The following is a 25,500-nucleotide window of genomic DNA, read 5'->3' as shown; positions in this document are numbered from 1 at the left end:
GTTTCTATGACTTCTCTGTATTTAGCTTCCGGTTCTCCGCGTCGTCAGGAGTTACTTGCGCAACTTGGCGTGACCTTTGAACGTATTGTTACGGGCATTGAGGAGCAGCGTCAGCCGCAGGAGAGCGCGCAGCAATATGTTGTGCGTCTGGCGCGCGAGAAAGCACAGGCGGGTGTCACGCACACGGCGCAGGATCTCCCGGTGCTGGGTGCGGATACTATCGTTATCCTGAATGGAGAAGTGCTGGAGAAACCGCGCGACGCAGAACATGCGGCGCAGATGTTGCGCAAATTATCGGGCCAGACCCATCAGGTGATGACGGCTGTGGCGTTGGCCGACAGTCAGCACATTCTCGATTGCCTGGTGGTCACCGATGTGACGTTCAGAACGTTAACAGACGAAGACATCGCGGGCTATGTCGCCAGCGGAGAACCGTTAGATAAAGCAGGTGCATACGGTATTCAGGGGTTGGGTGGCTGTTTTGTCAGGAAGATAAATGGCAGCTATCACGCCGTAGTCGGCTTACCGCTGGTTGAAACGTATGAATTATTAAGTAATTTTAACGCACTGCGTGAGAAAAGGGATAAACATGACGGCTGAATTGTTGGTAAACGTAACGCCTTCGGAAACGCGAGTGGCGTATATTGATGGCGGTATTCTGCAGGAAATTCATATTGAACGTGAGGCGCGACGCGGAATAGTAGGCAATATCTACAAGGGTCGTGTAAGTCGTGTACTTCCGGGTATGCAGGCGGCTTTTGTAGATATTGGGCTGGATAAAGCCGCGTTTCTTCATGCATCCGACATCATGCCGCATACTGAGTGTGTGGCGGGTGAAGAGCAAAAGCAATTCACGGTGCGCGACATCTCGGAACTGGTCCGTCAGGGGCAAGATCTGATGGTGCAGGTGGTGAAAGATCCGCTTGGTACTAAAGGTGCGCGCCTGACCACCGATATCACTCTGCCATCTCGCTATCTGGTTTTTATGCCAGGTGCTTCTCATGTTGGGGTTTCCCAACGTATCGAAAGCGAATCCGAACGTGAACGCCTGAAAAAAGTGGTCGCGGAGTATTGCGACGAGCAGGGCGGGTTTATCATCCGTACTGCAGCGGAAGGTGTTGGTGAGGCTGAACTGGCCTCCGATGCCGCTTATCTGAAACGTGTCTGGACCAAAGTCATGGAGCGTAAAAAGCGCCCGCAGACCCGTTATCAGCTATACGGCGAACTGGCGTTGGCGCAGCGTGTTCTGCGTGATTTCGCCGACGCCGAGCTGGACCGCATTCGCGTTGACTCGCGCCTGACTTACGAAGCATTGCTGGAGTTTACCTCGGAGTACATTCCCGAGATGACCAGCAAGCTGGAGCATTACACAGGCCGCCAGCCGATTTTCGATCTCTTTGATGTTGAAAACGAAATCCAGCGGGCGCTGGAACGCAAAGTTGAACTAAAATCCGGTGGCTATCTGATTATCGACCAGACCGAAGCGATGACCACCGTGGACATCAATACCGGGGCGTTTGTCGGTCATCGCAATCTGGACGACACCATCTTCAATACCAATATTGAAGCGACGCAGGCTATTGCTCGCCAGTTACGGTTGCGTAACCTGGGCGGGATCATCATTATTGATTTCATCGACATGAATAATGAAGATCACCGTCGCCGCGTGTTGCATTCGCTGGAGCAGGCGTTGAGCAAAGACCGGGTGAAAACCAGCGTTAATGGTTTTTCGGCGCTGGGGCTGGTGGAGATGACGCGTAAACGCACTCGCGAAAGCATTGAGCACGTACTATGTAACGAATGCCCAACCTGTCACGGTCGCGGAACGGTGAAAACCGTGGAAACGGTATGCTATGAAATCATGCGCGAGATTGTTCGTGTACACCATGCTTACGATTCCGACCGTTTCCTGGTCTATGCTTCTCCGGCAGTAGCCGAAGCCTTGAAAGGCGAAGAGTCACACTCGCTGGCGGAAGTGGAAATTTTCGTTGGCAAACAGGTTAAAGTACAAATTGAACCGCTCTATAACCAGGAGCAGTTTGACGTCGTAATGATGTAAACAGATGCTGGGCCGCCATCCGGCAAAGGGTTTTTGAGTCACATTTTTAGCAGACAAGGAGTGACGGGTGAGGCGATTGCCGGGGATTTTACTGCTTACTGGAGCCGCGCTCGTTGTGATCGCTGCCCTGCTGGTTAGCGGCCTGCGTATTGCTTTACCGCATCTTGACGCCTGGCGTCCGGAAATCCTCAACAAAATAGAATCCGCGACTGGCATGCCGGTTGAAGCCAGTCAGCTCTCAGCCAGCTGGCAGAATTTTGGCCCGACGCTTGAAGCGCACGACATCCGTGCAGAACTAAAAGATGGCGGCGAATTTTCGGTTAAACGCGTTACTCTGGCGCTGGATGTCTGGCAAAGCCTGTTACATATGCGCTGGCAGTTTCGTGATCTCACTTTCTGGCAGCTGCGCTTTCGCACCAACACTCCTATCACCAGCGGTGGTGGTAATGATAGCCTGGAAGCCAGTCACATCAGCGATCTGTTTCTTCGTCAATTCGACCATTTCGATCTCCGCGACAGTGAAGTCAGTTTCCTGACGCCATCCGGTCAGCGCGCCGAGCTGGCGATCCCACAACTCACCTGGCTGAACGATCCACGTCGACACCGTGCGGAAGGCCTGGTAAGCCTCTCCAGCCTTACCGGACAGCACGGCGTGATGCAGGTGCGCATGGATTTGCGCGATGATGAGGGGTTGTTAAGCAATGGTCGCGTCTGGCTCCAGGCGGATGACATCGACCTGAAGCCGTGGCTCGGTAAATGGATGCAGGACAATATTGCGCTGGAAACGGCACAGTTCTCCCTTGAAGGCTGGATGACGATCGACAAAGGCGATGTAACCGGCGGTGACGTCTGGCTGAAACAGGGCGGTGCCAGCTGGTTGGGCGAGAAGCAAACGCATACGCTGTCGGTGGATAATCTTACCGCGCATATTACGCGTGAAAACCCGGGCTGGCAGTTCTCTATTCCCGACACACGGATCACGATGGACGGCAAACCCTGGCCGAGCGGAGCATTGACGCTGGCCTGGATACCGGAACAGAACGTTGGCGGCAAAGACAATAAACGCAGTGACGAACTCCGGATTCGCGCCAGTAATCTGGAGCTGGCAGGCCTGGAGGGCGTACGCCCGCTGGCCGCGAAACTTTCACCTGCACTTGGTGATGTTTGGCGCTCCACACAACCGAGCGGCAAGATTAACACTCTGGCGCTGGATATCCCGCTTCAGGCGGCAGACAAGACCCGTTTTCAGGCATCGTGGAGCGATCTGGCCTGGAAGCAATGGAAATTATTACCGGGTGCGGAACACTTCTCCGGGACGCTTTCCGGCAGCGTAGAAAATGGTTTGCTTACCGCGTCGATGAAGCAGGCAAAGATGCCTTACGAAACGGTATTCCGTGCGCCACTGGAAATCGCAGACGGCCAGGCTACGATAAGCTGGCTGAACAATGACAAAGGTTTCCAGCTGGATGGGCGTAATATTGACGTTAAAGCCAAAGCCGTCCATGCGCGCGGCGGTTTTCGTTACCTGCAACCTGCTAACGATGAACCCTGGCTGGGTATTCTGGCTGGCATCAGTACCGATGATGGTTCACAAGCCTGGCGCTATTTCCCGGAAAACTTGATGGGTAAAGACCTGGTTGATTACTTAAGTGGCGCGATTCAGGGCGGTGAAGCGGATAACGCGACGCTGGTTTATGGTGGCAATCCGCAACTCTTCCCCTATAAACACAACGAAGGTCAGTTTGAAGTGCTGGTGCCGCTGCGCAACGCGAAGTTTGCCTTCCAGCCGGACTGGCCTGCGTTAACGAACCTCGATATTGAACTGGACTTTATTAACGACGGTTTATGGATGAAAACCGATGGCGTTAATCTGGGCGGTGTGCGGGCCACTGATCTCACCGCAGTGATCCCTGACTACTCGAAAGAAAAACTGCTGATTGACGCTGACATTAAAGGTCCGGGTAAAGCCGTTGGCCCTTACTTTGATGAGACACCGCTGAAAGATTCCCTGGGTGCGACCCTGCAAGAACTCCAGCTCGACGGCGATGTGAATGCTCGCTTACATCTTGATATCCCGCTGAACGGCGAACTGGTAACCGCGAAAGGTGATGTGACGCTGCGTAATAACAGTCTGTTTATCAAACCACTCGACAGCACCCTGAAAAATTTGAGCGGTAAATTCAGCTTTATCAATGGCGATCTGCAAAGTGAACCACTGACAGCAAGCTGGTTTAATCAGCCGTTGAACGTGGATTTTTCCACCAAAGAAGGGGCAAAAGCCTACCAGGTCGCGGTGAATCTCAACGGTAATTGGCAACCAGCGAAAACCGGCGTTCTGCCTGCAGCGGTGAACGAAGCATTGAGTGGCAGCGTGGCGTGGGATGGTAAAGTGGGCATTGAGCTGCCTTATCATGCTGGCGCGACGTATAACGTAGAGCTAAACGGCGATTTGAAGAATGTGAGCAGTCACTTACCTTCACCGTTAGCCAAACCTGCGGGTGAACCACTGCCGGTAAACGTTAAGGTTGATGGCAATCTCAACAGTTTTGATTTAACCGGACAGGCTGGTGCGGATAACCATTTCAATAGCCGCTGGTTGCTTGGTCAAAAGCTGACGCTCGATCGTGCTATTTGGGCGGCAGACAGTAAAACGCTCCCGCCGTTGCCGGAACAAAGTGGTGTTGAACTCAATATGCCGCCGATGAATGGTGCCGAGTGGCTGGCCCTGTTCCAGAAAGGTGCGGCGGAGAGTGTCGGTGGTGCAGCGAGTTTCCCACAACACATAACGTTACGTACGCCTATGTTGTCGCTGGGAAATCAGCAATGGAATAACCTGAGTATTGTTTCGCAACCGACGGCAAATGGCACCCAGGTTGAGGCGCAAGGGCGTGAAATCAACGCCACGCTGGCGATGCGTAATAACGCGCCGTGGCTGGCGAATATCAAATATCTTTATTACAACCCGAGCGAGGCGAAAACTCGTGGTGATTCAACGCCGTCATCACCTTTCCCGACAACGGAGCGCATTAACTTCCGTGGCTGGCCGGACGCACAAATACGATGCGCAGAGTGCTGGTTCTGGGGGCAAAAATTCGGTCGTATTGACAGTGATCTCACCATTTCTGGCGATACATTAACGCTGACCAATGGACTGATTGATACCGGTTTCTCGCGGCTCACTGCCGATGGTGAATGGGTTAATAATCCGGGGAATGAACGTACCTCGCTGAAAGGAAAACTGCGCGGGCAGAAAATTGATGCCGCCGCAGAATTTTTTGGTGTCACGACGCCCATACGGCAGTCGTCATTTAATGTGGATTACGATTTACACTGGCGTAAAGCACCGTGGCAGCCAGATGAGGCGACGTTGAATGGCATCATTCATACTCAACTGGGTAAAGGCGAAATTACCGAAATCAATACCGGACATGCCGGGCAATTGCTGCGCTTATTGAGCGTAGATGCCCTGATGCGTAAGCTGCGTTTTGATTTCAGAGACACTTTTGGCGAAGGGTTCTATTTTGACTCCATTCGCAGCACCGCGTGGATTAAAGACGGCGTTATGCACACCGACGACACGCTGGTGGATGGCCTGGAGGCGGATATCGCTATGAAAGGGTCGGTAAATCTGGTACGTCGCGACCTGAATATGGAAGCGGTTGTCGCACCAGAGATTTCTGCGACGGTGGGTGTGGCTGCGGCCTTTGCGGTTAACCCCATTGTTGGCGCGGCAGTGTTTGCCGCCAGTAAAGTGCTGGGACCGTTGTGGAGCAAAGTCTCCATTTTGCGCTATCACATTTCGGGTCCGCTGGACGATCCGCAAATCAACGAAGTGTTGCGCCAACCGCGTAAAGAAAAAGCGCAATGATTTGACGAGGGCGCGTAATTGCCCCAATCTCATATGATAATCGTTGCCAAAGGCCAACGAGCCGGAACATAACCGTAGGCCGGACAGGGCGTTCACGCCGAATCCGGCAGCCGTAAAAAATCCTCTACTGCAGTAACTAACGAGTAGCAAAAACGATGAGTCTGAACCTGGTAAGTGAACAATTGCTAGCGGCGAACGGCCTGAAACATCAGGACTTGTTCGCGATCCTCGGTCAACTGGCCGAACGTCGCCTTGATTATGGCGATCTCTATTTTCAGTCGAGCTATCACGAATCCTGGGTTTTAGAAGACCGCATTATTAAAGATGGTTCTTACAACATCGATCAGGGTGTTGGTGTGCGTGCAATCAGCGGTGAAAAAACCGGATTTGCTTACGCAGACCAAATCAGCCTGCTGGCGCTGGAACAGAGTGCGCAAGCGGCGCGCACCATCGTCCGTGATAGTGGTGATGGCAAAGTACAGACGCTGGGCGCGGTAGAGCATAGCCCGTTGTATACCTCGGTAGATCCGCTGCAAAGCATGAGCCGTGAAGAGAAGCTGGATATCCTGCGTCGAGTCGATAAGGTTGCCCGCGAAGCGGACAAGCGCGTACAGGAAGTGACTGCCAGCCTCAGCGGCGTTTATGAATTAATTCTGGTTGCGGCCACCGACGGCACGCTGGCGGCGGATGTTCGTCCGCTGGTGCGTCTTTCCGTGAGCGTTCTGGTCGAAGAAGATGGCAAACGCGAACGCGGTGCCAGTGGCGGCGGCGGTCGTTTTGGTTATGAGTTCTTCCTTGCCGATCTCGACGGTGAAGTCCGTGCGGACGCATGGGCGAAAGAAGCGGTGCGTATGGCGCTGATCAATCTTTCAGCCGTTGCTGCACCAGCGGGCACCATGCCGGTGGTTCTGGGCGCAGGTTGGCCGGGCGTGCTGTTGCATGAAGCGGTGGGGCACGGTCTGGAAGGCGACTTCAACCGCCGTGGCACTTCAGTATTTAGTGGACAGGTCGGGGAGCTGGTGGCTTCTGAACTGTGTACCGTGGTTGATGACGGCACGATGGTCGATCGCCGTGGTTCGGTGGCGATTGATGACGAAGGTACGCCAGGCCAGTACAACGTGCTGATTGAGAACGGCATTCTGCAAGGCTACATGCAGGATAAACTCAACGCGCGTTTGATGGGGATGACGCCGACTGGCAACGGTCGCCGTGAATCCTACGCTCATCTGCCTATGCCGCGTATGACCAATACCTATATGCTGCCGGGTAAATCGACCCCGCAGGAAATTATTGAATCCGTTGAGTACGGTATCTATGCACCGAACTTTGGTGGCGGTCAGGTGGATATCACCTCCGGCAAATTCGTTTTCTCCACCTCAGAAGCGTATCTGATTGAAAACGGTAAAGTAACTAAACCGGTGAAAGGCGCAACGTTGATTGGTTCCGGTATCGAAACCATGCAGCAGATTTCGATGGTGGGCAACGACCTGAAACTGGATAACGGCGTGGGTGTCTGCGGTAAAGAAGGGCAAAGTTTACCGGTTGGCGTGGGCCAGCCAACGCTGAAAGTTGATAACCTGACTGTTGGCGGTACCGCGTAATAATTTCAGTATTTTCAGAAGGATAATTAATCCTTCCACGTGCATGAACGGTCCCCTTGCCCCTCTGTGGAGAAGGTTAGGGGAACCCGTTGGCACAGGTTTGTACAACGTAACAGTACAATATGAATTACTTCTCTTTCCCGCGCCCGTGCATTTCCTGAAACAATTTACCGACCTCAACAAAATAATCCGTCAGTGAGTTGATCACGACCTGTACCTTCAGCGGCAGCTTATCTTTTTCGGTATACAACGCATAAACCGGGCGTGGATCTGACTGGTAACGCGGCAGCAGGATCTCAAGCTCACCTCGATTGATCTCGTTGATCACCCACATCAGCGGCACGTAGGCGATCCCAGCGCCTGCAGTCAGCCAGCGCACCAGCGTCATCGGATCATTAGTCACAAATCTCCCTTGCGGGATCAGGCGAGTCGAGATCCCTTCCGGTGCGATCAGTTCAAATTCATTGTCGGGCCGCACGCTGTATTCAAGCCATGAATGGCTACTTAAATCGGCGGGTTTTTCCGGTATGCCGTATTGTGTGAGATAGCTTTTTGCGGCGCACACCACCATTGGCATCGCGCCCAGACGGCGGGAAAACAGGCTGGAATCTTGCAACGCGCCGACGCGGATCACCACATCCAGACCGTCGGCAATCAGGTCGGGGGCAGGAATTCCGGTAACCAGATTAACGCTCAAACCTGGGTATTCTTTCAGCATTTTGGCTGTTAGCCCGGCGAGAACATTTTGTGCCATAGTTGAAGAACAGCCAATGCGCAGCGTCCCGATGGGGGTGTTATTGAAGGCATACAGTTGCTCATGAACATCCTGCACTTCATGAAGCATCCGACGGCAGCCCTGGTAGTAAATTCTACCGGCTTCGGTCAGGCCAATGCTGCGTGTGCTACGGTTTAACAGCTTTACCTGCAACTCATCTTCCAGTTTTGACACCGTCTGACTGATGGACGAAACGCTCATCTGTAGCTGTCTGGCGGCGGCGGTAAAAGAGCCAAATTCAACTACTTTGGCAAACACCGACATGCGTTTTAGTCGTTCCATTATTCACTCTGACTTAAAAGTGATTTAGATCACATAATATAGATAACAGCATAACAGTTACGTTAATATATTAAATATCAATCTACAGCAATGTTGCTCTCGCCCGGCTTTCCATGCCCTTCTCTGCGGCGACAGATGCTGAAAATAATAACGCCTGCTCTCTCTATACAACCAAGGTCAACATGAGTCTGTTTCCCGTTATCGTGGTGTTTGGGCTGTCCTTCCCACCGATATTTTTCGAATTGCTTTTATCACTGGCGATTTTCTGGCTGGTGCGCCGGGTACTTGTGCCAACAGGTATCTACGACTTTGTCTGGCATCCGGCGTTGTTCAACACCGCGCTCTATTGCTGCTTGTTTTATTTGATATCGCGACTGTTCGTTTGAGGTTGAAGTGAAAACACTAATAAGAAAATTCTCCCGTACGGCCATCACGGTCGTATTAGTCATTCTGGCCTTCATCGCAATTTTTAATGCCTGGGTCTATTACACCGAATCCCCGTGGACGCGTGACGCGCGCTTTAGCGCTGACGTCGTTGCGATCGCGCCGGACGTTTCTGGACTCATTACCCAGGTGAATGTTCATGATAACCAGCTGGTGAAAAAAGGACAGGTACTGTTCACCATCGACCAGCCGCGTTATCAAAAGGCGCTTGAGGAAGCGCAAGCCGATGTTGCTTATTATCAGGTACTGGCACAGGAGAAACGCCAGGAGGCCGGACGTCGTAACCGTCTCGGTGTGCAGGCGATGTCTCGCGAAGAGATCGATCAGGCCAACAACGTACTACAAACGGTTCTGCATCAGTTAGCGAAAGCGCAGGCGACCCGCGATCTGGCAAAACTGGATCTTGAACGCACGGTGATCCGCGCGCCAGCAGATGGCTGGGTGACCAACCTCAACGTCTATACCGGTGAGTTTATTACCCGTGGATCAACGGCGGTTGCGCTGGTGAAACAGAACTCCTTCTATGTACTGGCCTATATGGAAGAAACTAAGCTGGAAGGGGTGCGCCCTGGGTATCGTGCAGAGATCACGCCGCTTGGCAGTAACAAAGTGCTGAAAGGGACTGTTGATAGTGTTGCCGCTGGGGTCACCAACGCCAGCAGCACGCGTGACGACAAAGGGATGGCGACCATCGACTCTAACCTTGAATGGGTGCGTTTGGCGCAACGTGTTCCGGTTCGTATTCGTCTCGACAACCAGCAAGAGAACATCTGGCCTGCGGGCACCACTGCTACAGTGGTGGTCACTGGCAAACAAGATCGCGACGAAAGCCAGGATTCGTTCTTCCGTAAAATGGCCCATCGCCTGCGTGAGTTTGGTTAATCACGATGGGTATTTTCTCCATTGCTAACCAACATATTCGCTTTGCGGTAAAACTGGCGACCGCCATTGTATTGGCGCTGTTTGTTGGCTTTCACTTCCAGCTGGAAACGCCACGCTGGGCGGTACTGACAGCGGCGATTGTTGCCGCCGGTCCGGCCTTTGCTGCGGGAGGTGAACCGTATTCTGGCGCTATTCGCTATCGTGGCTTTTTGCGCATCATCGGCACATTTATTGGCTGTATTGCCGGACTGGTGATCATCATTGCGATGATCCGCGCACCATTATTGATGATTCTGGTGTGCTGTATCTGGGCCGGTTTTTGTACCTGGATATCCTCGCTGGTACGAATAGAAAACTCGTATGCGTGGGGGCTGGCCGGTTATACCGCGCTGATCATTGTGATCACCATTCAGCCGGAACCATTGCTTACGCCGCAGTTTGCCGTCGAACGTTGTAGCGAGATCGTTATCGGTATTGTGTGTGCAATTATGGCGGATTTGCTCTTTTCTCCGCGATCGATCAAACAAGAAGTGGATCGAGAGCTGGAAAGTTTGCTGGTCGCGCAATATCAATTAATGCAACTCTGTATCAAGCATGGCGATGGTGAAGTTGTCGATAAAGCCTGGGGCGATCTGGTGCGACGCACCACGGCGTTACAAGGTATGCGCAGCAACCTGAATATGGAATCTTCCCGCTGGGCGCGGGCCAATCGACGTTTAAAAGCGATCAATACGCTATCGCTGACGCTGATTACCCAATCCTGCGAAACTTATCTTATTCAGAATACGCGCCCGGAATTGATCACTGATACTTTCCGCGAATTTTTTGACACGCCGGTAGAAACCGCGCAGGACGTCCACAAGCAGCTCAAACGCCTGCGGAGAGTTATCGCCTGGACCGGGGAACGGGAAACGCCTGTCACCATTTATAGCTGGGTCGCGGCGGCAACGCGTTATCAGCTTCTCAAGCGCGGCGTTATCAGTAACACAAAAATCAACGCTACTGAAGAAGAGATCCTGCAAGGCGAACCGGAAGTCAAAGTAGAGTCAGCCGAACGTCATCATGCGATGGTTAACTTCTGGCGAACCACACTTTCCTGCATTCTGGGGACGCTTTTCTGGCTGTGGACGGGCTGGACTTCCGGCAGTGGTGCAATGGTGATGATTGCGGTAGTGACGTCACTGGCAATGCGTTTGCCGAATCCACGCATGGTGGCGATCGACTTTATTTATGGGACGCTGGCGGCGCTGCCGTTAGGGCTACTCTACTTTTTGGTGATTATCCCTAATACCCAACAAAGCATGTTATTGCTGTGTATTAGCCTGGCAGTGCTGGGATTCTTCCTTGGCATTGAAGTACAGAAACGGCGATTGGGCTCGATGGGGGCGCTGGCCAGCACCATAAACATTATCGTGCTGGATAACCCGATGACTTTCCATTTCAGTCAGTTTCTCGACAGCGCATTAGGGCAAATCGTCGGCTGTGTGCTCGCGTTCACCGTTATTTTGCTGGTGCGGGATAAATCGCGCGACAGGACTGGACGTGTACTGCTTAATCAGTTTGTTTCTGCCGCTGTTTCCGCGATGACTACCAATGTGGCACGTCGTAAAGAGAATCACCTCCCGGCACTTTATCAGCAGCTGTTTTTGCTGATGAATAAGTTCCCAGGGGATTTGCCGAAATTTCGCCTGGCACTGACGATGATTATCGCGCACCAGCGCCTGCGTGATGCGCCGATCCCGGTTAACGAGGATTTATCGGCGTTTCACCGGCAAATGCGCCGCACAGCAGACCATGTGATATCTGCCCGTAGCGATGATAAACGTCGTCGGTACTTTGGCCAGTTGCTGGAAGAACTGGAAATCTACCAGGAAAAGCTACGCATCTGGCAAGCACCACCGCAGGTGACGGAACCAGTACATCGGCTTACGGGTATGCTCCATAAGTATCAACATGCGTTGACCGATAGTTAAGTCAAAACCGACGCCAAAAGCGTCGGTTTTTTCATGGCTATACTTAGCAATGAACGGCAGAACTCGCCGCGAAACGTGACGGTGGCAACAGATGAATATTTATACCTTTGATTTTGATGAGATTGAGAGTCAGGAGGATTTTTATCGCGACTTTAGCCAAACCTTTGGTCTGGCAAAAGATAAAGTACGCGATCTCGACTCTCTATGGGATGTGTTAATGAACGATGTCCTGCCGCTACCACTTGAGATTGAATTTGTTCATCTGGGAGAGAAAATGCGTCGCCGTTTTGGCGCATTAATATTGCTGTTTGATGAGGCAGAGGAAGAGCTGGAAGGGCATTTGCGTTTTAATGTTCGTCATTAGCGCAAAAAAAAGCCCCCGAACCGGGGGCAATATCGTCGGACAAGACGATGAGGGTTTATTTGTACAGTTCAGCCGTAGCGTGCCAGGTGTCACCGCTACGAGCTTCAGTAATCTGGTAGGCCGTTGCGCCTTTCTCTTCCGCTTTTTTGTTCAGCATTTCACGCATATCCATTGGCGAAGACGCCACACCACTTACGGATACGGTCCCGATTGCTTCACGATTTTGTGCTTGTGCAGCATCAATGGAGTCGGCAGCGAATGCACCGAAAGAGAGAACAGAAAGTACGCTTAATGCAGCAACAGTGGTTTTGATTTTCATGATTTTTACCTCGACATAATCTTTTAGCTGGGCCTTTGTTTCGTGACCCATATCACAAAATCAAGTATACACTAATTATTGAACTAATTAATACCACGCTAACTGTTTCAGTTGATACTAAGTGTTAAAAGTGTGAGTTTTAATAACAAAAAAGAATTAAAAACACGGTTATTTATTATTAATTATATTATTTTCAATTAGATAATGAATTTTGCATAATGTGCTTTTTTTAACTCATGTATTCATTATGTGAATGATGTGTCGCGCTAAAACGCACTATTCGTTAAATTAATCGTAGGAGAAAGCAGGGGGATGAGAGGGAAAAGCAACATTTTCCCCGCCGCCAGAAGCGACGGGGCAGAGATTAAAGCTCCTGGTCGAACAGCTCTAAAATCGCTTCGTACAGGTCTTTGACGGTGAAACCGTTAGCAGGGGTAGTAAAGATGGTGTCATCGCCAGCGATGGTGCCCAGAATACCTTCTGCTTTGCCCAGTGAGTCCAGCAGGCGAGCAATTAACTGCGCCGCGCCAGGGCTGGTATGAATCACGACAACTGCATCGTTGTAGTCTATATCCAGCACCAGATTCTTCAATGGACTGGAGGTGGTTGGTACACCCAGTTCAGCTGGCAGGCAGTAAACCATTTCCATTTTGGCATTGCGTGTACGTACAGCACCAAACTTGGTCAACATCCGCGAGACTTTAGACTGATTAATATTGTCAAAGCCTTGCTCCTGCAACGCGGCGACGATTTCGCCTTGGGAGCTAAATTTCTCTTCTTTAAGTAATGCTTTAAATGCTTTAACTAGTTCTTCTTGCTTAGCCGAGCTTCGCATAAGTCACCCGATATGGTGGTTGATACAACATTATTGTGCATACAGATGAATTTTTATGCAAACAGTCAGCCCTGAAGAAGGCTGAAATAATGTTATGAAAGAGCGGGATTTTATCAAATTTCGTTATTGAGAAACATGCCTGCGTCACGGCATGCAAATTCTGCTTAAAAGTAAATTAATTGTTATCAAATTGATGTTGTTTTGGCTGAACGGTAGGGTATATTGTCACCACCTGTTGGAATGTTGCGCTAATGCATAAGCGACTGTTAATTACGTAAGTTAGGTTCCTGATTACGGCAATTAAATGCATAAACGCTAAACTTGCGTGACTACACATTCTTGATATGTGGTCATTGTAAACGGCAATTTTGTGGATTAAGGTCGCGGCAGCGGAGCAACATATCTTAGTTTATCAATATAATAAGGAGTTTAGGATGAAAGTCGCAGTCCTCGGCGCTGCTGGCGGTATTGGCCAGGCGCTTGCACTACTGTTAAAAACCCAACTGCCTTCAGGTTCAGAACTCTCTCTGTATGATATCGCTCCAGTGACTCCCGGTGTGGCTGTCGATCTGAGCCATATCCCTACTGCTGTGAAAATCAAAGGTTTTTCTGGTGAAGATGCGACTCCGGCGCTGGAAGGCGCAGATGTCGTTCTTATCTCTGCAGGTGTAGCGCGTAAACCGGGTATGGATCGTTCCGACCTGTTTAACGTTAACGCCGGCATCGTGAAAAATCTGGTACAGCAAGTTGCGAAAACCTGCCCAAAAGCGTGCATTGGTATTATCACTAACCCGGTTAACACCACAGTTGCGATTGCTGCTGAAGTGCTGAAAAAAGCCGGTGTTTATGACAAAAACAAACTGTTCGGCGTTACCACGCTGGATATCATTCGTTCCAACACCTTTGTTGCGGAACTGAAAGGCAAACAGCCGGGCGAAGTTGAAGTGCCGGTAATTGGCGGTCACTCTGGTGTTACCATTCTGCCGCTGCTGTCACAGGTTCCTGGCGTTAGCTTTACCGAGCAGGAAGTGGCTGAACTGACCAAACGTATCCAGAACGCGGGTACTGAGGTGGTTGAAGCGAAAGCCGGTGGCGGGTCTGCAACCCTGTCTATGGGCCAGGCAGCTGCACGTTTTGGTCTGTCTCTGGTTCGCGCACTACAGGGCGAACAAGGCGTTGTCGAATGTGCCTACGTTGAAGGCGACGGTCAGTACGCACGTTTCTTCTCTCAACCGCTGCTGCTGGGTAAAAACGGCGTGGAAGAGCGTAAATCTATCGGCACCCTGAGCGCATTTGAACAGAACGCGCTGGAAGGTATGCTGGATACGCTGAAGAAAGATATCGCCCTGGGCGAAGAGTTCGTTAATAAGTAATTGATTAGCGGATAATAAAAAACCGGAGCACAGACTCCGGTTTTTTTTTGAGCGCACGACTTAATTGGTTGCCGGATATTCCTGAATGGTGACCTGCAGCGTTAACTGCTTATCATCACGCATCACTACAACCGGGATCACCGAGCCAGGGCGAATTTCCGCCACCTGATCCATCGTCTCCAGAGCAGAGATGGCCGGTTTGTTATCCACCGAAATAATCAAATCATTGACCTGAATACCCGCATTCGCCGCCGGGCCGTCAGGTGACACTTCATTAACCACGATCCCTTGCAGTTGATCTATACCACCGCCCTGCGCATGCAGTGGTGCGATCTCACGTCCGCCGATACCAATGTAGCCGCGGATCACGCGACCATCGCGGATCAGCTTATCCATAATTTTGGTTGCTAACTGGAAAGGAATCGCAAAGCCGATACCTTCCGGCGTTTCGCCATCGTTACTCTTATCAAACGACAGCGTGTTAATGCCCATCAGTTCGCCCAGCGAGTTCACCAGTGCGCCGCCAGAGTTACCGTGGTTAATGGAAGCATCGGTTTGCAGGAAGTTTTGCCGCCCGGTCGGGTTCAGACCAATTCGACCCGTGGCACTAATAATCCCCTGGGTAATGGTCTGCCCGAGGTTGTACGGGTTACCGATCGCCAGTACCACGTCACCAATGTGCGGTACGCGACGTGCATTGATTGGAATGGTAGGTAAACCGCCAGTGGCATTAATTTTAAGTACCGCCAGATCGGTTAGAGAGTCAGATCCCACCAGCAATGCTTCAAATACACGTCCATCTTGTAAGGCGACGATGATCTGATCGGCGTCGTTGATGACGTGTTTATTGGTGATGATATAACCGCGTTGATCCATGATTACACCGGATCCCAGGGTGCGGATCTCAAGCTGGTTGTGAGAGTTGGTGTTCAAACCACGGTTGTAAACGTTAACCACCGCTGGCGCGGCGCGGCGAACCGCCAGATTATAGCTGGCAGGCGTCTCATCGGTACTGTCAAATTGCGGAGTGGAAAGCGGGTTAAGGCTGCGCAGCGAAGGCATGGCAACCAGCAGAATAGCGCCGACAATTAATCCAATCGCAACGGAACGTAAGAGCTTCACAAACATGATGGAGGCGTCATTAAAAAAGGGAACGGCAGCAGCATACCACGAGTTAACCGGACATCACACGTCAGCCTGATGCCCGGTTTACGACATTAACGCATCAGCAAATAGATGCTTTCATTGCCGCGTACAATTTGCAGGGCGATGATGGCCGGTTTTGCCGCCAGCACTTTACGCATTTCAGCAATCGAGTTCACCCGATCGCGGTTGACGCCAATGATCACATCGTCTTTTTGCAAGCCTGCCTGAGCAGCTGGGCTTCCTTTGACAACCTCATCGATCTTAATACCTTTGCCGCCATCTTTTAGCTGACCATCGCTCAACGTTGCACCTTCAAGCGCAGGCGTGATCATTTCAGCGCTGGCCGACGAAGAGGTGCTGGTATCGAGCGTCACTTCTACTTCCAGTGGTTTGCCGTTACGCAGCAGGCCAAGCTTCACTTTCGTGCCCGGCTCGGTGGTTGCGATACGAGAGCGCAACTCAGCAAAGCTATTCAGCGGTTTGCCGTTGAGGCTGGTAATAATATCGCCCGCTTTGATGCCCGCTTTTGCCGAGCCAGAACCTGGCAACACTTCGCTGACAAACGCGCCACGCTGCACGTCAAGGTTGAAGGCTTTGGCGATATCGGCACTCATCTCGGTGCCTTTGATGCCTAACAGACCGCGTTTGATTTCACCAAAGTCGATAAGCTGCTGCGCCAGTGTTCGCGCCATATTACTGGGGATGGCAAATCCAATCCCGACGCTCCCACCGCCAGGCGCAAGGATTGCAGTGTTGATGCCAATTAACTCACCGTTAAGGTTTAACAGTGCACCGCCGGAGTTACCGCGGTTAATGGAAGCATCTGTCTGGATAAAGTTTTCAAGACCTTCAAGATTCAACCCGCTGCGGCCTAATGCGGAAACAATGCCAGAGGTGGCGGTTTGCCCAAGGCCAAATGGGTTACCGACCGCCACGGCAAAATCACCGACGTGCAATTTATCGGAGTCGGCAATAGCGATTTGCGTTAATTTGCTCGGGTTTTGAATTTGCAACAGGGCGATATCGCTCTGGTCATCGCTACCAATCAGTTTTGCATCAAACTCGCGCCCATCATTGAGCTGAATACTGATTTTCTGTGCCTGATTAATCACATGGTTGTTAGTCAGCACATAGCCTTTACTGGCGTTGATGATGACACCGGAGCCTAAACCTTCGAAGGGTTGTGCAGGTTGATCCGGTAAATCATCACCAAAAAACTTTTTGAATTCTTCCGGGATTTTCTGTCCCTGACTGGCCGTTCCTTCCACCCGTACGCTCACCACTGCCGGAAGCACTTTTTCTAGCATTGGAGCCAAACTGGGGAGAGGGGCCTGATCGGCAACCTGGCCTGGAATCGACGCAACGGCCTGAAATGACGCCGAGAGAGTTAACCCGACACTTAACGCTAATGCACTCAACAGCTGGGTTTGTTTTTTCATTATTCCTGCTCTCGTACCTGAATGATAAGAAAAGAGATTCAAAACAGTTTGATGTTATTGAATTTTCAGACGGCTAACAATGAGACACCAGATTAAATGATAGTCGGGGAGGGAAAGAAGAGGAGGGCGCAATGGCTGCGCCCGAAAAATAAATTAGTCGCGCTTCGCGCCAGTACGCAGCAGGCCTGACGCGCCTTCAGAATAGTCGCGTGGCATTTGCACCGGTGCCTGATCGTTGCTGGCTTCAGACTCAGCCAGACGATTACGGAACGGGTTTGCTTCAGCAGACAGTTCCGGCAGCAGGCTGCTGGAGCTTTTCGCCATGTGTTGATACAGCTGGCGATAGTCGTGCGCCATGGTATCCAGTAATTCCGCGCTGCGGGCAAAGTGGCTAACCAGCTCTTCGCGATACTCGTCCAGTTCAGCTTTATTCTTTTCCAGTTCGTACTGCAACGCCTGTTGCTGGCGTAGTTTACGATTACCAAAACGCATGGCCACAGCACCAATAATGATGCCGACGACTAACCCAATTAGCGCATATTCCCAGGTCATGAACATCTCCCGTTGTCTTTTGTTTCCGTAGGGTGTTGGCTTCAGGCTCCATGCCTGCGGCTGATTATGCCACTATAACCGTTAATTCCACAGAAGTGGAATCCCGACTGCATATCGCGTAGTGTAGAACGGCCTTTTTTTCGTCAACCGTGAACAACGGCGCACCGATTATTCAAGGAATAACAATAAGATCATGCAAAGCGTTACCCCAACATCGCAATACCTGAAGGCGCTCAATGAAGGCAGCCATCAACCCGACGACGTTCAAAAAGAGGCCGTCAGCCGCCTGGAAATTATTTATCAGGAACTCATCAATAGCACGCCTCCAGCCCCCAGGACGAGTGGGCTAATGGCGCGGGTCGGTAAGCTGTGGGGTAAACGCGAAGACACACAGCATACGCCAGTGCGTGGCTTATATATGTGGGGCGGGGTAGGACGCGGGAAAACCTGGCTGATGGACCTTTTCTATCAAAGCCTGCCGGGAGAGCGGAAACAGCGTCTGCACTTTCACCGTTTTATGCTGCGGGTACATGAAGAGCTAACTGCTTTGCAGGGGCAGACCGATCCGCTGGAAATTATTGCCGATCGCTTTAAAGCAGAAACTGACGTGCTCTGTTTTGACGAATTTTTTGTTTCTGATATTACCGATGCCATGCTACTTGGCGGCCTGATGGAAGCCCTGTTCGCCCGCGGTATTACCCTGGTAGCGACGTCAAATATTCCGCCGGACGAACTTTATCGAAATGGCCTGCAACGTGCGCGTTTTTTGCCTGCAATCGATGCCATTAAACAGCATTGTGATGTAATGAACGTGGACGCCGGTGTTGATTATCGACTGCGTACGCTCACTCAGGCGCACCTGTGGCTTTCGCCACTCAACGATGAAACCCGGACGCAAATGGACAAACTATGGTTGGCGCTGGCGGGGGCGAAACGAGAAAATTCACCGACGTTAGAAATCAACCATCGGCCATTGGCGACAATGGGCGTCGAGAACCAGACGCTGGCGGTCTCTTTTACTACGCTGTGCGTCGACGCCCGCAGTCAGCATGACTATATTGCGCTCTCGCGCCTCTTTCACACGGTCATGTTGTTTGATGTACCAGTTATGACGCGGTTGATGGAGAGCGAAGCGCGGCGCTTTATTGCGCTGGTGGATGAGTTTTACGAGCGCCATGTCAAATTAGTGGTGAGTGCAGAAGTGCCGCTGTATGAAATTTATCAGGGCGATCGGCTGAAGTTTGAGTTCCAGCGTTGCCTGTCACGTCTGCAAGAGATGCAAAGCGAAGAGTATCTGAAGCGCGAGCATTTGGCGGGTTAAAACCTGCCACAAATCACAAAAAGGGGTCGATCTTTGACCCCGACTTCTCTATAATCCTGCGACCCCACGTTACAAGAAAGTTTTTTTCCCAAAACTTTTTGTGTGCTGGCATAGGCTATTCGAAGGGGTAGGTTTGCCGGACTTTGTCGTGTGAACCTCAACAATTGAAGACGTTTGGGTGTTCACCAACGTGTAACTATTTATTGGGTAAGCTTTTAATGAAAACTTTTACAGCTAAACCAGAAACCGTAAAACGCGACTGGTATGTTGTTGACGCGACCGGTAAAACTCTGGGCCGTCTGGCTACTGAACTGGCTCGTCGCCTGCGCGGTAAGCACAAAGCGGAATACACTCCGCACGTAGATACCGGTGATTACATCATCGTTCTGAACGCTGATAAAGTTGCTGTAACCGGCAACAAGCGTACTGACAAAGTGTACTATCACCACACCGGCCACATCGGTGGTATCAAACAAGCGACCTTTGAAGAGATGATTGCTCGCCGTCCTGAGCGTGTGATTGAAATCGCGGTTAAAGGCATGTTGCCAAAAGGCCCGCTGGGTCGTGCTATGTTCCGTAAACTGAAAGTTTACGCGGGTAACGAGCACAACCACGCGGCACAGCAACCGCAAGTTCTTGACATCTAATCGGGATTATAGGCAATGGCTGAAAATCAATACTACGGCACTGGTCGCCGCAAAAGTTCCGCAGCTCGCGTTTTCATCAAACCGGGCAACGGTAAAATCGTAATCAACCAACGTTCTCTGGAACAGTACTTCGGTCGTGAAACTGCCCGCATGGTAGTTCGTCAGCCGCTGGAACTGGTCGACATGGTTGAGAAACTGGACCTGTACATCACTGTTAAAGGTGGTGGTATCTCTGGTCAGGCTGGTGCGATCCGTCACGGTATCACCCGCGCTCTGATGGAATACGACGAGTCCCTGCGTTCTGAACTGCGTAAAGCTGGCTTCGTTACTCGTGACGCTCGTCAGGTTGAACGTAAGAAAGTCGGTCTGCGTAAAGCACGTCGTCGTCCGCAGTTCTCCAAACGTTAATTGGCTTCTGCTCCGGCAGAAAACAATTTGCGAAAAAAACCCGCTTCGGCGGGTTTTTTTATGGCTAAAATCTGAATCAGCGTAAAAAAAAGGAATGTTGATTTTTGCTGTCGCCTGACAGACAGAAAACAAAAACCACATCGCCGATAAGGGACTAAGTCAACCATTTCAGACTAAAGCGCATCTCTTTTTCCCCATTTCCGGCATCGACTCACCACAAAGGTCACAAAATCTGGTAAACTATCATCCAATTTTCTGCCCAAATGTCGGGTATTGCTCATTTTTTGTTTGATTTTCGAACAAAGAGAGTCGTTCCTTACTGGGTAACACAACTTCTGACTGGCCACCTGGTGGCTGGTAGCAGTAAAAATTCTGACTATACCTGGAGGTTTTCATGGCTGTCGCTGCCAACAAACGTTCGGTAATGACGCTGTTTTCCGGTCCTACTGACATCTATAGCCATCAGGTCCGCATTGTGCTGGCTGAGAAAGGTGTAAGTTTCGAGATCGAACACGTGGAAAAGGACAATCCGCCTCAGGATCTGATTGACCTCAACCCGAATCAGAGCGTTCCGACCCTGGTGGATCGTGAGCTGACCCTGTGGGAATCTCGCATCATTATGGAATATCTGGATGAGCGTTTCCCGCATCCGCCACTGATGCCTGTTTACCCGGTAGCTCGCGGTGAAAGCCGTCTGTATATGCATCGCATCGAAAAAGACTGGTACACGCTGATGAACACCATCATCAACGGTTCAGCTTCTGAAGCAGATGCCGCACGTAAGCAACTGCGCGAAGAACTGCTGGCGATTGCGCCGGTCTTCGGTCAGAAGCCGTACTTCCTGAGCGATGAGTTCAGCCTGGTCGATTGCTACCTTGCTCCGCTGCTGTGGCGTCTGCCGCAACTGGGCATCGAGTTCAGCGGTCCGGGTGCGAAAGAGCTGAAAGGCTATATGACCCGCGTCTTTGAACGTGACTCTTTCCTTGCTTCTTTAACTGAAGCAGAACGTGAAATGCGTCTGGGCCGGAGTTAATCTGTATGGATTTGTCACAGCTAACACCACGTCGTCCCTATCTGCTGCGTGCATTCTATGAGTGGTTGCTGGATAACCAGCTCACGCCGCACCTGGTGGTGGATGTGACGCTCCCTGGCGTGCAGGTTCCTATGGAATATGCGCGTGACGGGCAAATCGTACTCAACATTGCGCCGCGTGCTGTCGGCAATCTGGAACTGGCGAATGATGAGGTGCGCTTTAACGCGCGCTTTGGTGGCATTCCGCGTCAGGTTTCTGTGCCGCTGGCTGCCGTGCTGGCTATCTACGCCCGTGAAAATGGCGCAGGCACGATGTTTGAACCTGAAGCTGCCTACGATGAAGATGCCAGCATCATGAATGATGAAGAGGCATCGGCAGACAACGAAACCGTTATGTCGGTTATTGATGGCGACAAGCCAGATCACGATGATGACACTCATCCTGACGATGAACCACCGCAGCCACCACGCGGTGGTCGACCGGCATTACGCGTTGTGAAGTAAAATGAAAACAGGCCCTGGCGGCCTGTTTTGTCTTCTTTATCGCTTAATAAAATAGCGTGATTGTGGCAATCATATTCACCACGAAACCGACTGCCATGGGGATCGCTGTCCGCTTCACTACCGCAAAAGGCGAAACACCTGCAATTCCTGATGTAACGACCACCACCGCAGTAATCGGCGAAACAGCGCGCGCTAGCGTCGTGGCAAAATGCATCGGCATAATCATTACAACCGCTGGTACATGTAGTCCGGCTGCGATATTCGGAATAAGACTGGCAAATGACATAAATGGCGCATTGCCTGAGCCCATCACAATGGCACAAATGGCAATGACCAGCGCCATAATAATCATCACGCCAATACCGCCCAGACCAGAATGCTCCGCACCCCTGATAACCGCATCGACAGTGCCAATCGTCGTTAAGCCTTTCGCAAATATTTCACCCGCGACCACCAGCGTTACCACGTTGGCAAACTGCGTACCCATGCCGTCAAAAAACGCCTGCACATCGTCCATTGTTTCGCGCAAGTTATGCTTGCGGAAGAACTCAACAAACATCGTCACCGTCAAACTCAGTAACATCACCACCACCAGATGCAGTTCTGACTGCATCAGCCCGACGTGGGCGAGGAACAGCGAGCCGAGCATCAGGATTAACGGCATCACCGGTAAAATGGCGTAATAGAGCGGCGGGACATTATCGAGAGCTTTTTGTTCTGCCTGTTCGTGATTGATATTTTTATCTTTTTTGTCGAAAGCGCGTTGCACGAAAAAGTGGGAGATCGCCACCGAGATAATGACGCAAGAGGCGACCGGAAGCTGGTAGTGGAAGAAGTAAGTGGCAATTTTCATTCCTGCTACCTGGGCAGCAAAAATGGAGTTCGTTTCCAGAATCCCCCACTCAATGGACATCGTGGTTGCGATAACCGCCACCGCAGAGAGACGACTTACTCCCAGACTCACCAGTGTCGGAAATAAGGTGACCATCAGCAACATACCCAGACCGGAGGCGCTGGTAATAAACTGCGCCATGATTTGGCCGATAACGTAAGTTGCCGACAGAATAAGATACGGCGAGCGAATGAGTTTTAACGGGCGGCTTAACAAGCTCACCATCGCCCGACTGGCTCCTATGCGCTCCATGTAGCGGGCATACCCGCCCACCGCCATAATCGACAACCCTAACCCGGCAATGCGGTTGGACAGCATGCGCAGGATTTCATTATAAATATCGACGATCAAGTAGCCGCTGCTTTTGGCGGGATCGAGTACTCCACCGAATCCTAACCAGACACCGCACATCATCAGGAAGATACCTGCGGCAGCCAGCACCACTTGAGGTTTGTAGTTTTTCAGGATCAAATAGCCCATCGTCATTAATACGATGACAGATATAATTATGCCGAACATTGTTGAACTCCGTGTCAAAAGAAAACGGTCAATCCCATAAACGGCAGATTGAAAACAATGATGTTATATTTTTTGCAAGGCTATTTATGGTGCGGATGTCGTGTTTTTAATTGTAGGTGAGGTGATTTTTCATTAAAAAATATGCGCTTATGATTATTTTGTAAGAACACATTCATAATATTCATAATACTTGTTAATAGTCTTATGAATAATTCAATCGTGATGTTTTTATCTGCGTTACATTAATTTTTCGCAATAGTTAATTATTCAGTTAATTATAGTAATGATGAGGCACAAAGAGAAAATCCCGCCATTTCCCCCTACTTTCAATCCTGTGATAGGATGTCACTGATGATGTTAATCACACTGACCTTACAGAATGGGCCTTATGAACGCATTTGATTCGCAAACCGAAGATTCTTCACCTGCAATTGGTCGCAACTTGCGCAGCCGCCCGCTGGCGCGTAAAAAACTCTCCGAAATGGTGGAAGAAGAGCTGGAACAGATGATCCGCCGTCGTGAATTTGGCGAAGGTGAACAATTACCGTCTGAACGCGAACTGATGGCGTTCTTTAACGTCGGGCGTCCTTCGGTGCGTGAAGCGCTGGCAGCGTTAAAACGTAAAGGTCTGGTGCAAATAAACAACGGCGAACGCGCTCGCGTCTCACGTCCTTCTGCGGACACCATCATCGGCGAGCTTTCCGGCATGGCGAAAGATTTCCTTTCTCATCCTGGCGGAATTGCCCATTTCGAACAATTACGTCTGTTCTTTGAATCCAGCCTGGTGCGCTATGCGGCTGAACATGCCACCGATGAGCAAATTGATTTGCTGGCAAAAGCACTGGAAATCAACAGTCAGTCGCTTGATAACAACGCGGCATTCATTCGTTCAGACGTTGATTTCCACCGCGTGCTGGCGGAGATCCCCGGTAACCCAATCTTCATGGCGATCCACGTTGCCCTGCTCGACTGGCTGATCGCCGCACGTCCAACCGTGGCTGATCAGGCTCTGCACGAGCATAACAACGTTAGCTATCAACAGCATATTGCGATCGTTGATGCGATCCGCCGCCACGATCCCGATGAAGCCGATCGCGCGTTGCAATCGCATCTCAACAGCGTCTCTGCTACCTGGCACGCCTTCGGTCAGACCACCAACAAAAAGAAATAATGCCACTTTAGTGAAGCAGATCGCATTATAAGCTTTCTGTATGGGGTGTTGCTTAATTGATCTGGTATAACAGGTATAAAGGTATATCGTTTATCAGACAAGCATCACTTCAGAGGTATTTATGGCAACGAATTTACGTGGCGTAATGGCCGCACTCCTGACTCCTTTTGATCAACAACAAGCACTGGATAAAGCGAGTCTGCGTCGCCTGGTTCAGTTCAATATTCAGCAGGGCATCGACGGTTTATACGTGGGTGGTTCAACCGGCGAAGCCTTTGTACAAAGCCTTTCCGAGCGTGAACAGGTACTGGAAATCGTCGCCGAAGAGGCGAAAGGCAAGATTAAACTCATCGCCCACGTCGGTTGCGTCAGCACTGCTGAAAGCCAACAACTTGCGGCATCGGCTAAACGTTATGGCTTCGATGCCGTCTCCGCTGTCACGCCGTTCTACTATCCTTTCAGCTTTGAAGAACACTGCGATCACTATCGGGCAATTATTGATTCGGCGGATGGGTTGCCGATGGTGGTGTACAACATTCCGGCGTTAAGCGGCGTTAAACTGACCCTGGATCAGATTAACACTCTGGTTACGTTGCCTAGTGTCGGCGCGCTGAAACAGACCTCTGGCGATCTCTATCAGATGGAGCAGATCCGTCGTGAACATCCGGATCTGGTGCTCTATAACGGTTACGACGAAATCTTTGCTTCTGGTTTGTTGGCGGGCGCTGATGGTGGTATCGGCAGTACTTACAACATTATGGGCTGGCGTTATCAGGGTATCGTGAAGGCGCTGAAAGAAGGCGATATCCAGACCGCGCAGAAGCTGCAAACCGAATGTAATAAAGTCATTGATTTACTGATCAAAACGGGCGTATTCCGCGGCCTGAAAACGGTCCTGCACTATATGGATGTCGTTTCTGTGCCGCTGTGCCGCAAACCGTTTGGTCCGGTCGATGAAAAATATCTGCCAGAACTGAAGGCGCTAGCCCAGCAGTTGATGCAAGAGCGCGGGTGAGTTGTTTCCCCTCGCTCGCCCCTACCGGGTGAGGGGAAATAAACGCATCTGTACCCTACAATTTTTATACCAAAGCGTG

23 protein-coding genes are annotated in these 25,500 nt (G+C 51.0%); 16 read left to right on the top strand and 7 right to left on the bottom strand.

Features of this window, described 5'->3' with window-relative positions; all coding sequences use genetic code 11:
• The first annotated feature begins 6 nt into the window (after positions 1–6).
• The 4 genes from yhdE (at position 7) to tldD (ending at position 7,528) form a co-directional block, all read left to right on the top strand.
• On the top strand, positions 7–600 hold the full coding sequence (gene yhdE / locus HEN33_RS06665; protein ID WP_000203103.1) for a nucleoside triphosphate pyrophosphatase YhdE: 594 nt from the start codon (positions 7–9) through the stop codon (positions 598–600).
• Positions 590–2,059 (top strand): ribonuclease G, encoded by a 1,470-nt coding sequence (rng, locus tag HEN33_RS06660; RefSeq protein ID WP_000123197.1) that lies wholly within the window; start codon positions 590–592, stop codon positions 2,057–2,059. The genes yhdE and rng overlap by 11 nt, the downstream gene beginning before the upstream one ends.
• 67 nt (positions 2,060–2,126) lie before the next feature.
• The gene (yhdP, locus tag HEN33_RS06655; RefSeq protein ID WP_176262736.1) at positions 2,127–5,927 is read left to right on the top strand and encodes an AsmA2 domain-containing protein YhdP; all 3,801 of its coding nucleotides are present in this window, start codon (positions 2,127–2,129) and stop codon (positions 5,925–5,927) included.
• Between the two features lie 155 nt (positions 5,928–6,082).
• Positions 6,083–7,528, top strand: a complete 1,446-nt coding sequence (gene tldD, locus HEN33_RS06650) for a metalloprotease TldD (RefSeq protein WP_176262735.1) — start codon at positions 6,083–6,085, stop codon at positions 7,526–7,528.
• Between the two features lie 127 nt (positions 7,529–7,655).
• On the opposite strand, the gene aaeR is transcribed toward tldD, so the two are convergent.
• Positions 7,656–8,585, bottom strand: a complete 930-nt coding sequence (gene aaeR, locus HEN33_RS06645) for an HTH-type transcriptional activator AaeR (protein WP_000440317.1) — start codon at positions 8,583–8,585, stop codon at positions 7,656–7,658.
• A 182-nt stretch (positions 8,586–8,767) separates the two neighbouring features.
• Here aaeR and aaeX point away from each other — a divergent pair, with 182 nt between their 5' ends.
• The 4 genes from aaeX to HEN33_RS06625 all read left to right on the top strand — a co-directional run bounded on the left by aaeX (position 8,768) and on the right by HEN33_RS06625 (position 12,248).
• Positions 8,768–8,971 (top strand): p-hydroxybenzoic acid efflux pump operon protein AaeX, encoded by a 204-nt coding sequence (aaeX, locus tag HEN33_RS06640; RefSeq protein WP_000051841.1) that lies wholly within the window; start codon positions 8,768–8,770, stop codon positions 8,969–8,971.
• A 7-nt stretch (positions 8,972–8,978) separates the two neighbouring features.
• On the top strand, positions 8,979–9,911 hold the full coding sequence (aaeA, locus tag HEN33_RS06635) for a p-hydroxybenzoic acid efflux pump subunit AaeA (RefSeq protein ID WP_000854033.1): 933 nt from the start codon (positions 8,979–8,981) through the stop codon (positions 9,909–9,911).
• Positions 9,912–9,916: 5 nt separating this feature from the next.
• Entirely contained in the window at positions 9,917–11,884 is a 1,968-nt protein-coding gene (gene aaeB / locus HEN33_RS06630; RefSeq protein ID WP_000510964.1) for a p-hydroxybenzoic acid efflux pump subunit AaeB, read from the top strand.
• A 91-nt stretch (positions 11,885–11,975) separates the two neighbouring features.
• Complete coding sequence (locus tag HEN33_RS06625; protein ID WP_001029011.1) at positions 11,976–12,248, top strand: barstar family protein; 273 nt, start codon at positions 11,976–11,978, stop codon at positions 12,246–12,248.
• Positions 12,249–12,303: 55 nt separating this feature from the next.
• On the opposite strand, the gene yhcN is transcribed toward HEN33_RS06625, so the two are convergent.
• Both yhcN and argR read right to left on the bottom strand, forming a co-directional pair.
• Positions 12,304–12,567, bottom strand: a complete 264-nt coding sequence (gene yhcN / locus HEN33_RS06620; protein ID WP_000695690.1) for a peroxide/acid stress response protein YhcN — start codon at positions 12,565–12,567, stop codon at positions 12,304–12,306.
• A gap of 364 nt (positions 12,568–12,931) precedes the next feature.
• The gene (gene argR / locus HEN33_RS06615) at positions 12,932–13,402 is read right to left on the bottom strand and encodes a transcriptional regulator ArgR (RefSeq protein ID WP_001257846.1); all 471 of its coding nucleotides are present in this window, start codon (positions 13,400–13,402) and stop codon (positions 12,932–12,934) included.
• A gap of 434 nt (positions 13,403–13,836) precedes the next feature.
• Between argR and mdh the strand changes: the two genes are divergently transcribed.
• The gene (gene mdh, locus HEN33_RS06610) at positions 13,837–14,775 is read left to right on the top strand and encodes a malate dehydrogenase (protein WP_001352905.1); all 939 of its coding nucleotides are present in this window, start codon (positions 13,837–13,839) and stop codon (positions 14,773–14,775) included.
• A 60-nt stretch (positions 14,776–14,835) separates the two neighbouring features.
• On the opposite strand, the gene degS is transcribed toward mdh, so the two are convergent.
• From degS to zapG, 3 genes are all read right to left on the bottom strand, one after another.
• Complete coding sequence (gene degS, locus HEN33_RS06605; RefSeq protein ID WP_000497723.1) at positions 14,836–15,903, bottom strand: outer membrane-stress sensor serine endopeptidase DegS; 1,068 nt, start codon at positions 15,901–15,903, stop codon at positions 14,836–14,838.
• Between the two features lie 89 nt (positions 15,904–15,992).
• On the bottom strand, positions 15,993–17,360 hold the full coding sequence (gene degQ / locus HEN33_RS06600) for a serine endoprotease DegQ (protein ID WP_176262734.1): 1,368 nt from the start codon (positions 17,358–17,360) through the stop codon (positions 15,993–15,995).
• Between the two features lie 153 nt (positions 17,361–17,513).
• The gene (zapG, locus tag HEN33_RS06595) at positions 17,514–17,912 is read right to left on the bottom strand and encodes a Z-ring associated protein ZapG (RefSeq protein ID WP_001295270.1); all 399 of its coding nucleotides are present in this window, start codon (positions 17,910–17,912) and stop codon (positions 17,514–17,516) included.
• A gap of 193 nt (positions 17,913–18,105) precedes the next feature.
• On the opposite strand from zapG, the gene zapE reads away from it, so the two are divergent.
• The 5 genes from zapE (at position 18,106) to sspB (ending at position 21,824) form a co-directional block, all read left to right on the top strand.
• On the top strand, positions 18,106–19,233 hold the full coding sequence (zapE, locus tag HEN33_RS06590; RefSeq protein WP_176262733.1) for a cell division protein ZapE: 1,128 nt from the start codon (positions 18,106–18,108) through the stop codon (positions 19,231–19,233).
• A 218-nt stretch (positions 19,234–19,451) separates the two neighbouring features.
• On the top strand, positions 19,452–19,880 hold the full coding sequence (rplM, locus tag HEN33_RS06585; RefSeq protein WP_000847559.1) for a 50S ribosomal protein L13: 429 nt from the start codon (positions 19,452–19,454) through the stop codon (positions 19,878–19,880).
• A 15-nt stretch (positions 19,881–19,895) separates the two neighbouring features.
• A complete protein-coding gene (rpsI, locus tag HEN33_RS06580; protein WP_000829818.1) occupies positions 19,896–20,288 on the top strand; it encodes a 30S ribosomal protein S9 in 393 nt (130 codons plus the stop codon).
• Positions 20,289–20,682: 394 nt separating this feature from the next.
• Positions 20,683–21,321 (top strand): stringent starvation protein SspA, encoded by a 639-nt coding sequence (gene sspA, locus HEN33_RS06575; RefSeq protein WP_000257293.1) that lies wholly within the window; start codon positions 20,683–20,685, stop codon positions 21,319–21,321.
• Positions 21,322–21,326: 5 nt separating this feature from the next.
• Positions 21,327–21,824, top strand: a complete 498-nt coding sequence (gene sspB, locus HEN33_RS06570; RefSeq protein ID WP_000366126.1) for a ClpXP protease specificity-enhancing factor — start codon at positions 21,327–21,329, stop codon at positions 21,822–21,824.
• 43 nt (positions 21,825–21,867) lie between these two features.
• Here sspB and dcuC read toward each other — a convergent pair whose 3' ends face one another.
• The gene (gene dcuC, locus HEN33_RS06565; RefSeq protein WP_039021327.1) at positions 21,868–23,235 is read right to left on the bottom strand and encodes an anaerobic C4-dicarboxylate transporter DcuC; all 1,368 of its coding nucleotides are present in this window, start codon (positions 23,233–23,235) and stop codon (positions 21,868–21,870) included.
• Positions 23,236–23,614: 379 nt separating this feature from the next.
• Between dcuC and nanR the strand changes: the two genes are divergently transcribed.
• The gene (nanR, locus tag HEN33_RS06560) at positions 23,615–24,406 is read left to right on the top strand and encodes a transcriptional regulator NanR (protein WP_000523844.1); all 792 of its coding nucleotides are present in this window, start codon (positions 23,615–23,617) and stop codon (positions 24,404–24,406) included.
• Positions 24,407–24,527: 121 nt separating this feature from the next.
• Positions 24,528–25,421 carry an N-acetylneuraminate lyase gene (gene nanA, locus HEN33_RS06555; protein ID WP_032284566.1) on the top strand — a complete coding sequence of 298 codons (894 nt, stop codon included), beginning with the start codon at positions 24,528–24,530 and terminating at the stop codon, positions 25,419–25,421.
• Positions 25,422–25,500: the final 79 nt, after the last annotated feature.

The organism is Escherichia sp. 94.0001, from assembly GCF_013369155.2.
Taxonomy (GTDB): Bacteria; Pseudomonadota; Gammaproteobacteria; order Enterobacterales; family Enterobacteriaceae; genus Escherichia; species Escherichia coli_F.
This window is presented reverse-complemented; position numbering and strand designations above follow the sequence as displayed.

Excerpts from the sequence above, each read along its gene's own strand:
- yhdE (WP_000203103.1), top strand. The coding sequence starts at position 7 with ATGACTTCTCTGTATTTAGCTTCCGGTTCTCCGCGTCGTCAGGAGTTA.
- rng (WP_000123197.1), top strand. The coding sequence starts at position 590 with ATGACGGCTGAATTGTTGGTAAACGTAACGCCTTCGGAAACGCGAGTG.
- tldD (WP_176262735.1), top strand. The coding sequence starts at position 6,083 with ATGAGTCTGAACCTGGTAAGTGAACAATTGCTAGCGGCGAACGGCCTG.
- aaeR (WP_000440317.1), bottom strand. The coding sequence starts at position 8,585 with ATGGAACGACTAAAACGCATGTCGGTGTTTGCCAAAGTAGTTGAATTT.
- aaeX (WP_000051841.1), top strand. The coding sequence starts at position 8,768 with ATGAGTCTGTTTCCCGTTATCGTGGTGTTTGGGCTGTCCTTCCCACCG.
- aaeB (WP_000510964.1), top strand. The coding sequence starts at position 9,917 with ATGGGTATTTTCTCCATTGCTAACCAACATATTCGCTTTGCGGTAAAA.
- HEN33_RS06625 (WP_001029011.1), top strand. The coding sequence starts at position 11,976 with ATGAATATTTATACCTTTGATTTTGATGAGATTGAGAGTCAGGAGGAT.
- yhcN (WP_000695690.1), bottom strand. The coding sequence starts at position 12,567 with ATGAAAATCAAAACCACTGTTGCTGCATTAAGCGTACTTTCTGTTCTC.
- argR (WP_001257846.1), bottom strand. The coding sequence starts at position 13,402 with ATGCGAAGCTCGGCTAAGCAAGAAGAACTAGTTAAAGCATTTAAAGCA.
- mdh (WP_001352905.1), top strand. The coding sequence starts at position 13,837 with ATGAAAGTCGCAGTCCTCGGCGCTGCTGGCGGTATTGGCCAGGCGCTT.
- degS (WP_000497723.1), bottom strand. The coding sequence starts at position 15,903 with ATGTTTGTGAAGCTCTTACGTTCCGTTGCGATTGGATTAATTGTCGGC.
- degQ (WP_176262734.1), bottom strand. The coding sequence starts at position 17,360 with ATGAAAAAACAAACCCAGCTGTTGAGTGCATTAGCGTTAAGTGTCGGG.
- zapG (WP_001295270.1), bottom strand. The coding sequence starts at position 17,912 with ATGACCTGGGAATATGCGCTAATTGGGTTAGTCGTCGGCATCATTATT.
- zapE (WP_176262733.1), top strand. The coding sequence starts at position 18,106 with ATGCAAAGCGTTACCCCAACATCGCAATACCTGAAGGCGCTCAATGAA.
- rplM (WP_000847559.1), top strand. The coding sequence starts at position 19,452 with ATGAAAACTTTTACAGCTAAACCAGAAACCGTAAAACGCGACTGGTAT.
- rpsI (WP_000829818.1), top strand. The coding sequence starts at position 19,896 with ATGGCTGAAAATCAATACTACGGCACTGGTCGCCGCAAAAGTTCCGCA.
- sspA (WP_000257293.1), top strand. The coding sequence starts at position 20,683 with ATGGCTGTCGCTGCCAACAAACGTTCGGTAATGACGCTGTTTTCCGGT.
- sspB (WP_000366126.1), top strand. The coding sequence starts at position 21,327 with ATGGATTTGTCACAGCTAACACCACGTCGTCCCTATCTGCTGCGTGCA.
- dcuC (WP_039021327.1), bottom strand. The coding sequence starts at position 23,235 with ATGTTCGGCATAATTATATCTGTCATCGTATTAATGACGATGGGCTAT.
- nanR (WP_000523844.1), top strand. The coding sequence starts at position 23,615 with ATGGGCCTTATGAACGCATTTGATTCGCAAACCGAAGATTCTTCACCT.
- nanA (WP_032284566.1), top strand. The coding sequence starts at position 24,528 with ATGGCAACGAATTTACGTGGCGTAATGGCCGCACTCCTGACTCCTTTT.